At 61.1% G+C, this 13309-nt stretch carries 14 protein-coding genes; 10 read left to right on the forward strand and 4 right to left on the reverse strand.

All coding sequences use genetic code 11. The features are described 5' to 3' along the window. Nucleotides 1-277: 277 nt before the first annotated feature. Nucleotides 278-724 carry a hypothetical protein gene (locus D5400_RS12635; protein ID WP_126010341.1) on the reverse strand — a complete coding sequence of 149 codons (447 nt, stop codon included), beginning with the start codon at nt 722-724 and terminating at the stop codon, nt 278-280. A gap of 235 nt (nt 725-959) precedes the next feature. On the opposite strand from D5400_RS12635, the gene D5400_RS12640 reads away from it, so the two are divergent. From D5400_RS12640 to D5400_RS12650, 3 genes are all read left to right on the forward strand, one after another. Further along, complete coding sequence (locus D5400_RS12640; RefSeq protein ID WP_126010342.1) at nt 960-1757, forward strand: DUF1003 domain-containing protein; 798 nt, start codon at nt 960-962, stop codon at nt 1755-1757. A gap of 183 nt (nt 1758-1940) precedes the next feature. Then, a complete protein-coding gene (gene mgtE / locus D5400_RS12645; protein ID WP_126010343.1) occupies nt 1941-3368 on the forward strand; it encodes a magnesium transporter in 1428 nt (475 codons plus the stop codon). Between the two features lie 65 nt (nt 3369-3433). Next, a complete protein-coding gene (locus tag D5400_RS12650) occupies nt 3434-3820 on the forward strand; it encodes a MerR family transcriptional regulator (RefSeq protein ID WP_126010344.1) in 387 nt (128 codons plus the stop codon). Between the two features lie 16 nt (nt 3821-3836). Here D5400_RS12650 and D5400_RS12655 read toward each other — a convergent pair whose 3' ends face one another. After that, the gene (locus D5400_RS12655) at nt 3837-4820 is read right to left on the reverse strand and encodes an acetyltransferase domain-containing protein (protein ID WP_126010345.1); all 984 of its coding nucleotides are present in this window, start codon (nt 4818-4820) and stop codon (nt 3837-3839) included. A gap of 113 nt (nt 4821-4933) precedes the next feature. Between D5400_RS12655 and D5400_RS12660 the strand changes: the two genes are divergently transcribed. Further along, nucleotides 4934-5770: an aldo/keto reductase gene (locus D5400_RS12660; RefSeq protein WP_126010346.1), complete on the forward strand. Its 837-nt coding sequence runs from the start codon at nt 4934-4936 to the stop codon at nt 5768-5770. Here the strand turns inward: D5400_RS12660 and D5400_RS12665 are convergent. Next, complete coding sequence (locus D5400_RS12665) at nt 5731-6450, reverse strand: DUF599 domain-containing protein (RefSeq protein ID WP_126010347.1); 720 nt, start codon at nt 6448-6450, stop codon at nt 5731-5733. The two genes, D5400_RS12660 and D5400_RS12665, sit on opposite strands and share 40 nt — an antisense overlap. Nucleotides 6451-7074: 624 nt before the next feature. Between D5400_RS12665 and D5400_RS12670 the strand changes: the two genes are divergently transcribed. The 4 genes from D5400_RS12670 to D5400_RS12685 all read left to right on the forward strand — a co-directional run bounded on the left by D5400_RS12670 (nt 7075) and on the right by D5400_RS12685 (nt 10509). After that, entirely contained in the window at nt 7075-8475 is a 1401-nt protein-coding gene (locus D5400_RS12670; protein ID WP_126013211.1) for an L-serine ammonia-lyase, read from the forward strand. A 74-nt stretch (nt 8476-8549) separates the two neighbouring features. Then, entirely contained in the window at nt 8550-8987 is a 438-nt protein-coding gene (locus D5400_RS12675) for a DUF1489 family protein (RefSeq protein ID WP_126010348.1), read from the forward strand. Nucleotides 8988-9065: 78 nt separating this feature from the next. Then, nucleotides 9066-9812 (forward strand): VWA domain-containing protein, encoded by a 747-nt coding sequence (locus tag D5400_RS12680; RefSeq protein WP_164527883.1) that lies wholly within the window; start codon nt 9066-9068, stop codon nt 9810-9812. 1 nt (nt 9813) lies between these two features. Then, nucleotides 9814-10509, forward strand: a complete 696-nt coding sequence (locus tag D5400_RS12685) for a DnaJ domain-containing protein (RefSeq protein WP_126010349.1) — start codon at nt 9814-9816, stop codon at nt 10507-10509. Nucleotides 10510-10603: 94 nt separating this feature from the next. Here D5400_RS12685 and D5400_RS12690 read toward each other — a convergent pair whose 3' ends face one another. Beyond that, nucleotides 10604-12070: a D-alanyl-D-alanine carboxypeptidase gene (locus tag D5400_RS12690; RefSeq protein WP_245451288.1), complete on the reverse strand. Its 1467-nt coding sequence runs from the start codon at nt 12068-12070 to the stop codon at nt 10604-10606. A 295-nt stretch (nt 12071-12365) separates the two neighbouring features. On the opposite strand from D5400_RS12690, the gene D5400_RS12695 reads away from it, so the two are divergent. Next, complete coding sequence (locus tag D5400_RS12695; RefSeq protein ID WP_126010350.1) at nt 12366-12695, forward strand: phasin family protein; 330 nt, start codon at nt 12366-12368, stop codon at nt 12693-12695. 256 nt (nt 12696-12951) lie between these two features. Then, complete coding sequence (gene clpS, locus D5400_RS12700) at nt 12952-13305, forward strand: ATP-dependent Clp protease adapter ClpS (protein ID WP_126010351.1); 354 nt, start codon at nt 12952-12954, stop codon at nt 13303-13305. Nucleotides 13306-13309 lie beyond the last annotated feature (4 nt).

Consider the following 13309-nt stretch of genomic DNA (forward strand, 5'->3'; position numbering starts at 1 on the left):
ATCGTAAAGTCGCCAAAAGTTGCGCTGGAGGTTTTAGCGCCTTCGGCGTAGGATAAGTCTTCTCGCTCGAGAAGACTTATCAGCCCCGATGGTTCCTTGCGGACTGCCGGGGCTCTTTCTTGCGTTCGGGGTACACAATCGATTTTTTGGGCCGAAAAGGACATCTGACTTCGCCGGTCGAGGGGTCAGAAATCGGTGATTGCTATCTTACAGCCAGCCCAGCAGCTGCGCGATGATCAGCGGCACGCCCACGACGGCCGCAATGGCGAGGATGCGGTTAGCCTTTCGGAACATTGCGGTGCTGCCTTGCCCATTGCTTTTGCCCGGCGATTACGTCCTGTGCCTGCTGGTTGGCCCGCTCAAGCGCTTCAGGCGTGATCCATGCCCGGAAGGCCTGATAGGCCGCTTCACCCGCCTCGGCCGCCTCTCGCGTCGCTGGCGCGTCGCCCTGATTAGCTCCGGGGTAATTGCCGATCACGCCCGGAGCGATCAGGATCCAATGCCAGTCCGTCGGTATCCCGGTGCTGTCATTGTTCCGGATGATGTTCAGGACAGGCACCTCTCCAAAGGTGCCTGGATCCAGCGCTTGGAAGTGCTGGTCGCTATCCGGATATGAGCGTCGCCACTTAAGAATGAGATCAGTCATTGGGCTATGATGCCGTGGCTCGATGTGCATGGCCAGAATGCAGCGAAGCAGCGATGTGAGTTGGGAATTGTCGCGCACTTTGCGCCTCAAATTGTGATCCGCCACGGGCCACATTTGAGGCTTCAAGCACCGGAAAGCGTCATGAAATCAACGCGCGCTTGATGGCGTCGGTGCTTCTCGACCGCACCATTCTCCTTCGGGAGACTTCAAAAGCGCCGCATGTCGGCGCTTTTTGCGTTTCAGGACGTCATCTTGCCATTGGGGTCGCACTTGGCGATCGTGTAGGGTGGTTCTCGGTTCGAGAGGATAGGCGATGGCACGCAAGGCGATCGCTGCCAGTTATTGCGGCATCTGCGGGCGCGGCGAGAGAGAGGCAGCACTTCTCTCCGTGGAATGGGTGCGCCCGAACATTGCGCGCTATCTCGATGATGCGCATCCCAAGTGGCGTGAGAGCCGCTTCATCTGTTCGACCGATCTGCAGATGGCCAGGTGGCAGGCGCTGGAAAGTGTCATCGAGCGGGAGCGCGGCGAACTGACCGAGCTCGATCGGTCGGTCATTGCCAGCATGTCGCGAGACGAGACGCTGAGCCAGAACGTCGAGGAGGATTACGCCGAGCGGCTGAGCTTCGGCGAACGCGCGGCCGATCGTATCGCCGGCTTTGCAGGTTCCTGGGCCTTCATCCTGACCTTTGTCGGTGTGCTCATGCTGTGGGTCGCCGTCAATCTCGTGCCGCTCCTGCGCCAACCGTTCGATCCCTATCCCTTCATCCTGCTCAACCTGATGCTTTCGATGATCGCCGCATTTCAGGCGCCGTTGATCATGATGAGCCAGAAGCGGCAGGAGGCGAAAGACCGCCTGCGCTCGCTCAACGATTACCGCGTGAACCTCAAGGCGGAGCTCGAGATTCGGCATCTCCACGAAAAGTTCGACCATCATCTGATGCGTCAGTGGGAACGATTGACCGAGATTCAGGAGACGCAGATGGAGCTTCTCAGCCAGCCATTGCCGACATCGGCTCGCTCCGCCGTCAAAAAGAAAAAGGCGTCCAAAGCAGCAGCCGACAGCCCTCAGCGCTCTGCGCTTCCTCCATCCGATCCAAAGCCTTCTTGAGCGATTGCTTCGAAACCAATTGTGGTCCAAGCCGTTTACGATGCGGTGGGATAACAGGGATGCGGAGTGATTGGTCTTCGCCATGCTCCGATCGTCTTCCGTCAGATCAGAAGTTCGTGGATTGTCGCTTGCGTGTCGTCGCAGCGGGCTAACGCTATCGCTTTCCGAAGGTGAAGGATCTTCATGGAAGATAACGCAGATAAGACGAGCGAAGCACGCAATGCTGACGCCCAGCCCGTGAGCGACGATGACGTTTATACGGAAGACGGTGACCTGCGCAGCGACTTCGTCGAGCGCGTCACCACGGCGCTTGAACAGGGTGACCGCGACTCGCTGACCGACGAGGTCGGCGAACTGCACGAATCCGAACTTGGCGACCTTCTCGAATCGCTCGATTCGGACGAGCGCGGACAGCTCGTCACGATGCTTGGCTCGGACTTCGATTTCTCGGCGCTGACCGAAGTCGACGAGGCCGTTCGCCTCGAAATCATCGACGCGATGCCCAACGAGCGCATCGCGGAAGGGCTCGCCGACCTCGATTCCGACGATGCGGTCTACATTCTCGAAGACCTCGACCAGGAAGACCAGGACGACATTCTGGCAAAGCTGCCGTTCACGGAGCGGATTCGGCTTCGTCGGGCGCTGGACTATCCGGAAGATACCGCCGGCCGCCGCATGCAGACGGAGTTCGTCGCAGTCCCGCCCTTCTGGACGGTCGGCCAGACGATCGACTACATGCGCGAAGACGAGGACCTGCCGGAGAGCTTCTCGCAGATCTTCGTCGTCGATCCGACGTTCAAGCTGATGGGCGTCATTGATCTCGACCGCATCCTGCGCACCAAGCGCAAGGTCAAGATCGAAGACATCATGCGGGATACCAACTATCCCATCGCCGCCGAGATGGACCAGGAGGAGGCGGCACAGCTTTTCGAGCAGTACGATCTTCTCTCGGCAGCCGTCGTCGACAAGAACGGGCGGCTCGTGGGCGTGCTCACCATCGATGATGTCGTGGACGTCATTCAGGAGGAGGCAGAGGAGGACCTGATGCGCATGGGCGGCGTCGGGGACGAGGAACTTTCCGACAGCGTTCGGGCGACATCGCGTTCGCGCGTCCCGTGGCTGCTTGCCAACCTTTTCACCGCCTTCATGGCGGCCTCCGTGATTTCGCTCTTCGAAGCGACCATTCAAGAGATCGTCGCGCTTGCGGTGCTCATGCCCATCGTTGCCGGCATGGGCGGCAATGCCGGGTCGCAGACCATGACCGTGACGGTGCGTGCCCTGGCGACGCGCAATCTCAGCTTTCGCAACGCACCCCGCATCATCCGCCGCGAATGCCTGGTCGGACTGATCAACGGACTGATCTTCGGACTGCTGATTGCCACCGTCGCCGGCTTCTGGTTCCAGAGCGCCGAGATCGCAGGAATCATCGCGGCCGCGATGCTCATCAACATGTTCGTGGCAGCGCTTGCCGGTATTGTAGTGCCGCTGATCCTCGATCGATTTGGGGCGGATCCCGCAGTCGGCTCGGCCGTTTTCGTGACGACCACGACCGACATCATCGGCTTCTTCGCGTTTCTCGGGATCGCCACGTGGTGGTTCGGCGTGTCATGATCCGAGAAAATTGACTTTTACGTAAAAGTCGCTACCGTCTTTTCCTTGTCGGGGATCGGACTGCGTTGAACAAATATTACACCATTACGGAATTGACGCGCGAGTTTGGCGTGTCGACCCGGACGCTTCGCTTCTACGAAGACGAAGGCCTCGTGCAGCCGGAGCGTCGCGGCCGCACCCGTCTCTTCCGCCAGGCTGACCGCCGTCTGATCCAGGAAATCCTGCGCGGCCGTCGCATCGGTTTCACGATCGCCGAGATTCGCGAGATCATTCAGGTCTACAAGGATCCTCCGGGCGAAGAGGGGCAGCTCAAGCTTCTGATGAAGCGCGTCGACGAGAAGCGCAACGAGTTGCGGCAAAAGCGCAAGGACATCGAAGAGACGCTGAACGAGCTCGACAATGTCGAGGAGGCCTGCCTGACACGTCTGGCCGAAATCGGCGTCAGCACCTGATTCAAAGCTTCGGATTCTAGCGCTGGCCGCCGAAGATATCCGCCGTGCATTGATTTGCTATCTCGACCGCGCGTGGATCGCCGGCGGGGTCGAGCGTTCCCGCGATCAGATCGTCAAACAGGTCGGCAGCGTTCAACGCGTCCAGCGTGCATCCGCAAAATGACTGACAAAATGTCTCGCCCTGTGTAGCCGAGCAGCTTGGGACGCAGCTGTTCATATAGGCGACGCCGGGATCGGCCGCAGGCGGTGGCGCGACGATGCTCGCCAGATAGACAAGGCCGAGCAGGATCGGCTGGTGGATCAGGTAGACAGCAAGGCTGTGGCGGCCCGCAAACGCCAGCCCACGGGTCAAGCGGCCAGGCTCGGAGCGGGTCGCGAGGTGACCGAGCCAACCATTCGCCTTCATGATCCGTGCCGCGGCAATGCCGAGCAGCGTTGCACCGAGCCATGGAAAGAGCGGCACGTAGTCGTTCGAGACGGGCCGGTTTTCCGAGAGGCCGACCCACCACAGGCCGGGCCAATCGAATGCCGTCGAGCTGAAAACATTCGGCGTGATGATGATGAGCACCGCGATGATCGCCGTGATTGCCGGCGGCAATCTCAGGAACGCGAGGCCGATCAGACTTGCGGCTGCGATGGCGTGCAAAATGCCGAAGAAGATGAACGCTTGCGAAAAGGCGATATAGGTGGCGACCGTGATCACCAACGCGGCCGTGACGATCATGGCCAGCCGCCGCAGGAACGGGCGCCAGCGGATCGTCGGGTAGTGGCCGAGCACAAGGCTGAAGCCCGCCAGGATCAGGAAGGTGCTGGCGATGCCGCGAGCAAATATCTTCCAGCCGCCTTCGGACGTCAGCCCGAGCGGGACATAACGAAAGAACTCGAGGTCCCAGGTGAAATGATAGATGGCCATGGCCACGAGCGCCAATCCACGCGCCACATCCAGGCGCATCAGACGCGTCGAGGGGCTTCGATGGGGCATACCGGCCTGATCTACCATCTTGTCTCCCCGCGGCGGACGCTTACGTCGAATCGACGACGGCACTCGATCCGATCTAGATCGTTTCACACTCAGATGCGAATGAAACCGAACACAGCAAAGGAGTACCCTTGATGAAGACCGTATCCGCCCATGGCGCAAACATTCCCGTGTTGGGGCTCGGCACCTGGACCTTGAAGGGCGATGATTGCGTCGAGATGGTGCGTGCTGCGCTCGATGCAGGTTACCGCCATATCGACACCGCCATCATGTACGACAACGAGGAAGCAGTCGGAGAGGGCATCCGTGCAGGCGGTGTGGCAAGGGACGACATCTTCCTGACCAGCAAGGTCTGGTACACCGATATCGGCGCCGGCGCGCTCGAGCGTGCTGCAGAGGCGAGCCTGAAGCGGCTTGGCGTGGATCATCTCGACCTGCTCCTCATCCACTGGCCGAACCCGCAGATTCCGCTCGCCGACTCGATCGCTGCCCTCAATCGGGTCAAGAAGCAGGGGCTGACGCGCCACATCGGTGTATCGAATTTCACCACGCGGTTGCTCGACGAGGCCTGGGCGCTGACGGACGAGCCGCTCGTCTGTAACCAGGTCGAATACCATCCGATGCTCGACCAATCGAAGGTGCATGCGGCCTGCAGAGCGCGTGGCATGGCCATGACATCGTATTGCCCGCTCGGGCGTGGCGGCGACGTGTTCGAAGCAGCCCCCGTGGCGGCGGCCGCGGAGGCGCATGGCAAATCGCCGGCGCAAATCGTGCTGCGTTGGCACGTTCAGCAGGATGGCGTGGTGGCGATACCGCGCACGTCCAAGCCGGGTCGGCTGCCTCAGAATTCGGATATCTTCGACTTCGAGCTCAGCGATGCCGAGATGGCGGCGATCTCGGGGCTGCGATCCGCCAACCACCGGATCTGCGACTACGATTTCTCGCCTGACTGGGATTCCGTCGCAGCCTGATTGTCGGCCAGAACCTGGCGCGCCGCCGAGAAGAACTGGCGGTGCACCAGGACCGCCAGGACGAGCAGCGTGCTCGCCATGAAGACTACCGGTCCGATGAACCAGCCGAGATAGCCGATCGACAGGAAGATAGAGCGCAGGCCGGCATTGAAATGCCGGCCTGCCAGCACATTCATCATGATGGCGCTTTCGACCAGCTTCTCCGAGCGCTCCGGTGCGCGTTCGAGTTCATCCCGCATCGGCAAGGCGCCGTAGAGAATCGACGAGTAATTGAAGAGACGGTAGGACCAGCCGAACTTGAAGAAGGCGTGGCCGAAAATGGTGATGAGGCCGACGACCTTCAGTTCGAACGCCGCTCTGCCACCGGGAATCGCAACAGGCAGGTCCGCATAGACGCGCAGCACCTGATCGGTTGCGCCGAGCAGGGCAAAGCAGCCACCGATCGCGATTATTGCCGTTGAGGCAAAAAAGGCCGTGCCGTTTTGCAAGCCAGCGATGATCTGCGTGTCGATCATCCGCAAATCCCGCTTCAGACTGTTGCGAATCCACAGCGCCCGGTTGCGGTTCATCAATCGCGTCAAACTCTGCCGGCCAAAGCGTCGCGCGCCGTCCGTCAGCCATGCAAACAGCGCCCAGGACAGGAGAAACAGGACGATGGCGGCGCCATCCAGGTAGGTCATCAGCAGGCATTCCATGGAGTTGGAGAGGTCGAGGCACCATGCCTTGAGCTCGACACATGACGCAACCAAATGCGGCAGCCCGCGTTGGAGCTGGCAACCAAATCTTCACGCATGCGGTGAAAATGGGGCCAAGTTTAACGGTCTATTTAACCGTTTGTTAACCAAGCGACCCCTTGAATGGCAGCGTGGGGTGCGAATTGTTCACAGGTGCCATGCGAAATTGTGCCCAGAAGTGGCCATATTTCGCAGTTGCGAAGTCTGAAAGGGTTCTGTAGATGACGGCCTTCAGGAGCGAGACAAGAACAACAACCGTTCCCTACGATATCGGGGCATCAAGTGGAGTCATGATGGAAGAGACCGCTCAAAAGTCCTGCTGGGCCTTCACGGCCCGTGCAGTGGTCGGTTTTGCCGGAATTCTGGTGTTGGCCTATCTGTTCGGCGGCATCTAAGAGCCACCAGGAAAGACCAAGATTTCTAAAAGCGCGGGTGATCCCGCGCTTTTTTGCGTTAAAGGGCCGCCGATTGTGCCGGATGCCGCGAACCCGCGACTGCGATGCCGCTCCTGGATGTTGCGCCCGATTTCGATGAAGTTAGGGTGCTTGTCTCATGAAGGACCGCGCGCCCATGTTTCTCTCCGTCTTCGACGTCTTCAAGATCGGCGTCGGCCCATCGAGCTCCCACACAATGGGACCGATGTCGGCAGCGGTGCGCTTTCTCCACGAAATCTTGCATGGCGATTGGCCGCGGCCCAGTTCGGCGCAGGTCGCGCGCATAAGAGTAAGCCTGCACGGATCGCTGGCCTTCACGGGTATCGGACACGGCACAGGGCGGGCGGTCATACTTGGTCTGACCGGTGAAACACCGGATCAGGTCGATCCGGACCGCATGGACGCCATCATCGACGGTGTCGAACGGAAAATGAGAATCGAGCCGGCCGGGCATCCAACCTATGCGTTCGATCCCGCGCAGGACCTGATCTTCGATCGCAAGCAGCCCTTGGCGGGTCATGCGAACGGGATGGCGTTCCTGGCGCTCGACCGCGACGACCGGGTGCTGCTGCGGCGCGTTTATTATTCGATCGGCGGCGGTTTCGTGCTTTCGGAAGAGGAACTTGCGGCGAAGGATCGCGCGAGGCCTTCTACGTCGAATCGACCGGTACCGTTTCCATTCGCGACGGCGAACGAGATGCTGGAGATGGCGTCCCGCTCGGGCCTCAGCATCGCGGAGATGAAGCGGGCCAACGAAGAGATATTCGTCGATGCAGCCGAGCTCGATCGAGGCCTGGATCGCATCTGGATGGCCATGGATGGCTGTATCGAGCGCGGGCTCGGTCAGGACGGCATCATGCCGGGTGGACTGAAGGTGAAGCGCCGAGCGCGGGCAATTCACCAGAAGCTCGAGGACGACTGGCAACGCAACACGGTCAACCCGCTGCTCGCCAATGACTGGCTGTCCGTTTTCGCCATGGCCGTCAACGAGGAGAACGCGTCGGGCGGCCGCGTCGTCGCGGCACCGACCAACGGCGCTGCCGGGGTCATTCCTGCGACCATTCGCTACTATCTCAAGTTCCACAACGACGCGGACCCTCGCTCCATTCGCGATTACCTGCTAACGGCAGCGGCGATCGGCGGGCTGATCAAGCACAACGCTTCCATCTCCGGGGCCGAAGTGGGCTGTCAGGGCGAAGTCGGTTCGGCGGCCGCGATGGCCGCGGCGGGCCTTGCAGCACTCATGGGCGGAACGCCAGCACAGGTGGAAAACGCCGCCGAGATCGCGCTGGAACATCATCTCGGCATGACGTGCGACCCGGTCGGCGGGCTGGTGCAGGTGCCCTGCATCGAACGCAATGCGCTCGGCGCCGTGAAGGCCGTGACCGCCGCATCGCTCGCGATGAAGGGGGACGGCACGCATTTCGTCTCGCTCGACGCGTGTGTGGAAACCATGCGCCAGACCGGTCTCGACATGAACGAGCGCTACAAGGAAACCAGCACCGGCGGTCTCGCGGTCAATGTCGTGGAGTGCTGATCGCGGTACGCCTGCCGGCTGTGGAAAAACCGGTGGGCCTTCCATCGGCCATGCTTTTTAACTAACCGGGGGCAATGGCTCTCCATCTTCTGAAACTGTGCGTCGGTGCGGAAAGCATCGAGGATCTGGCAGCCCATATCGAGTGGCGCTTCTCCACCATGCGTGCTCAGGGGCTCGAGCCCGAGCAGTTTCACACCACGCGCATGCTGCCCAAGCGGATGGACGAACTGCTGGATGGCGGGTCGCTTTACTGGGTGATCAAGGGCAACGTGCAGGTGCGCCAGCGCCTGAAGGACATCCGGCCCTTCATCGACGGCGAAGGCATTTCGCGCTGCAATCTCGTGCTGCATCCCGAGCTGATCGCCACCAACTGGCAACCGCGCCGACCATTTCAGGGCTGGCGATATCTCGTTTCTGCCGATGCGCCTGCCGACTTGGGATCCACCGGCGCGGAGATCGCCGATATGCCGATGGAAATGCGGCAGGAACTCGCTTCGCTCGGTCTTCTCTAAGCGCTGCGCGCCTACGGCGCTCTTGCGTTTGCGGCCCGAGACGCCAGATTCGGTTCATGAGAAGGAAATGCGACCATCATGACCGATAAGGATAAGGATCGCACGGCGAACCGGCCGCTGGCACGCCAAGGCAGCGACGACGTGGCCGTTTCGGCCAAAAGCGCCATCAGCGGCTTCCTGGCCGCGGCACGCGCCATCAAGCCGCAGGCGGGTGGCGGACGCCTCGTCTTTGCCCTCGACGCTACCATGAGCCGGCAACCGACTTGGGATGCGGCCTGTCAGCTTCAGGGCGAGATGTTCGGCGCTGTGGGAGCCGCGGGCAATCTGGCGGTGCAGCTAGTTTATTTCCGCGGCTATGACGAATGCCGCGCCTCGCGCTGGGTATCGGATACGCGCAGCCTCCGCGACCTGATGACGAAGATCGACTGCCGGGGCGGCCAGACGCAGATTGGCAAGGTGCTCAGCCACATCCGCGACGAGACAGTCAAGAAGCCCATCAGCGCCGCCGTCTATATTGGCGACGCGATGGAAGAGGATATCGACGCGCTGTGCCACAAGGCCGGCGAACTGGGGCTGCGCAAGGTGCCGCTGTTCCTGTTTCAGGAAGGACGCAACAGCGTAGCCGAGACGGCCTTCAAGGAAATGGCGCGATTGTCTGGTGGCGCACATATCCGCTTCGACGAAAACGCTGCCGGCGAACTGGCCGAATTGCTGAAAGCCGTGGCGACCTATGCATCCGGCGGACTGAAGGCGCTCAAGGCATCGAAGAGCCGAGGTTCGCAGCTTCTGTTGTCGCAGCTGCCCGGCGGGCGGCAGGGCACGTAGGATGGCGGTGCTTTTCTATATCGTCCTGGCGCTGCTGGTTCTGTCGGCGCTCGGCTTCGCCTTCACGAAAGCGAACCCCAGGCATCTCGCTTTCGGACTGAAATACGCGGGTCCCAGCCTTCTGGCGCTCTTCGGTCTCGTTCTGACCCTGGTTGGTCGGGCAGGGGTCGGGATGACGCTGATCGGCTTGTCGGCAGCCATGTTCGGCAGGCTCGGCCGGTCGACAACGGTGCAGTCGGAGCCGGGGCGCTATTCGACCGTGCGCAGCGCAGCGCTGGAGATGGAGCTCGATCTCGATACCGGAGACATGAACGGCCTGGTGCTTGCCGGCCCGTTCGAAGGCGCCGATCTCGCTTCGCTCGACGAAACCGAATTGCTCACCCTGCACGAGGCTCTGCTCAGCGACGAGGAAAGCCGGCAGCTGCTAGAGGCGTATCTTGACCGCCGCATACCCCGCTGGCGAGGCGACGCTGAGGCGGACGCGGACGACGGGCTGGGAGCTGCGCCAGGCACGGGCGCCATGACAGAGAAGGAGGCCTACGAGGTCCTTGGTCTTCGTCCGGGTGCGAGTGAAGCCGAAATCCGCCAAGCGCATCGCAGCCTCATGAAGCGGGTTCATCCGGACACGGGCGGCTCGGTCTTTCTTGCTGCGCGCATCAATGAAGCCAAGGATATTCTCTTGCGTCGTCATCGCTGATCCCCATCAACTCAATACAAACAGGGGTGGATCTCGAAAACTCGACCGCGCGGCCTGAAACACATGCGTCCGCGCGGCTTGATTGTTGGCAGCCTTACTGCTGCGTGGCCCAGCAACCGTAGCCGGAGCGCTTCAGGCTCTCGCAGGCGGCCCAGGCATCGTTCTTGCCGGCAAAGCCACCGAAGCGGGCGCGATGCAGGGTGGAGCCGCCATCCTGGAAGGCAACGGTGAACGGCGTCGCCGAAGAGATCTGCCCACCCGCCTTGCGCTGCGCATTCTGAAGATAGGCCATCGCTTCGGACGCATCGGGCATGGCTGCGACTTGGACGACCCAGCCGCTCGGCATGGCGGCAGAGGCTGTTGCGACTTCTGCAGCAGTGCTCGCGGTCGTGACGGCGTCGATTTCGGAGGAGCCCATTTCCTGGCCGACGATGGGGGCAGGCGGGGTGGGCACAGATGCCTGTTGTTCACGAAGAACCTGAGCCAGCGCCTCGCGACCGACCACCGGACGCTCGTTCGGCACGGGGAAGGCTGCGGCGATGGCGGCCTGGGCCGAAGCCGGAGCAGGTGCCGCATAGGCCGTTGCCACGCGCATGTCGATCGGGTCGCGGAAGACCGGTACCGGGCCGCGCTCGGGCAAAGCCCATGCACTCGCCGCGAGAACGGGCGATGCGCCGGAGCGGGCGATCAGGTTGCCACCGCCGCCGCGTGTTGCCTGCGGCAGATATTCGGCGATCAGCTTGCGCATCTGTGCGTCGCGGCTTGCGCCGGTGCGTCCACCCAAGACGACGGCGACGACAAGGCGGTCATTGTCGTTGACGGAAGAGACGAGGTTGAAGCCCGAAGCGTTGATGAAGCCGGTCTTGATGCCGTCGACGCCGCGCACATTGCCAAGAAGACGGTTGTGGTTGCCGAAGGTGGCGCCGCCGAACTGGAACGAGCGGGTCGAGAAATAGTGGTAGTGGTGCGGGAAATGTTCCCGCAGCGCGATGCCGAGACGGGCCATGTCGCGGGCCGTCGTCACCTGCTGCGAGTTCGGCAGGCCGTGGGCATTGCGGAAAGTCGTCTTGGACATGCCGAGTTGGCGGGCCTTCTGGGTCATCAGTTCGGCAAAACGCGATTCCGAGCCGCCAAGGAATTCGCCGAGCGCCGTCGCCGCGTCGTTGGCAGAGCGGGTGACAAGGGCGCGCATCGCCTGCTCGACGGTAATCGTTGTGCCGGAACGGATGCCGATCTTGGATGGCGGCTCGGCAGCAGCCTTTCGGGAAACGGGGATGCGGCTCTCCTTGGTGACGCGGCCAGCATCGATCGCCTCGAAGGCGAGATACATGGTCATCATCTTGGTGAGCGACGCCGGATAGCGCGGCGCGTCGGCATTGGCCGCATAGAGCGTCTTGCCCGTGCGCGCATCGATGACGATGCCCGCATATTTGGGATTGGCGGCAGCCGGTGAAGCGGCTGCAACAATCAGGACGATCATTGCGGTGAAGAGGAGTCTCGTGGCGATAGCGAGGATTTCGCCCGTTTTACGGCCGGCGATGCCTTCTGCGATATAGATCACGGGCTAACTCTTGATACGCGACGCAGTATTGAATTGCTTCCGGCAGCCGAGCCCCCACAACAGCCACCGTTACCAAGACCATAATGGCGGCATCGTTACCAACTGGTTTATGATGGACAAAGTCTGAATCCCCCGGTTCGCATTTGACCCAAAGCGGGCAAATCCGACCATTTGGAGACGGCCATGCTGCAATGCACCAGAAAACTTGACCTCGTGCTGCAGTGCACTTATGAATGCGGCCATGCAAGATGCGTGAGATCATACCTGCGCGACCAACCCAGAAGGTGAGTGCGACATGTTGAATTTCGATGATGCCAACAAGGCCGGTAAAGACACCATGGACACGATGCTGAAGAGCTATTCGACCATGGCGACAGGCATGCAGACAATCGCTTCGGAAGCTGCCGACTACTCCAAGAAGTCTTTTGAGCACAGCGCTGCGATGGTCGAGAAGCTGTCGGCTGCCAAGTCGATGGAAAAGGTCTTCGAAATCCAGACCGACTACGCCAAATCGTCTTACGAAGCCTTCGTCCAACAGGCAACGAAGATGGGTGAAATCTATGCCGATCTCGCCAAGGACGTTTACAAGCCGTTTGAACGCTCCATGGGCAAGGCTGCCAACTAAGCGCCAAAGGCTGAAAAACCCACGCTGCCCTGTCCGACGGGCGATGGGAGACGGCAAGCACCCGGCCAGACCGCTGATCGCAGCGGCCCGGCCGGGTTTTTTTGTGCCCGACATCCTGAGCCCATCGCAGCGAATGTGATGAAACGGCAGTGCGGGGGGCTTAAAATGCAGTGGCGAAGACTTAGATTACGCTTAGGATGATCGAGGGCGACGCACGGCGGGTGCGTCGATCCGATGAATGAGGTGACTTCTCAAGATGCACGCTTGGCCTGTTCGCTCGCAAGGCGGAAACGACAAGAACGGCGATGGACCCGGGCGCGGGACTTCGGTGATCACGCGCACCAAACCCAAGGTCAAAAAACCGAGCCTCTACCGGGTCCTCCTGATCAACGACGACTACACGCCCATGGAGTTCGTCATCCACGTGCTCGAGCGGTTCTTTCAAAAGGACCGTGAAGCCGCCACGATCATCATGCTGCATGTTCACAATCATGGTGTCGGCGAATGCGGTGTGTTCACCTACGAGGTGGCCGAGACCAAGGTGACGCAGGTTATGGATTTCGCACGTCAGAACCAGCACCCGCTGCAATGCGTGATGGAAAAGAAATAAGGAA

The organism is Georhizobium profundi (assembly GCF_003952725.1).
Classification (GTDB): Bacteria; Pseudomonadota; Alphaproteobacteria; order Rhizobiales; family Rhizobiaceae; genus Georhizobium; species Georhizobium profundi.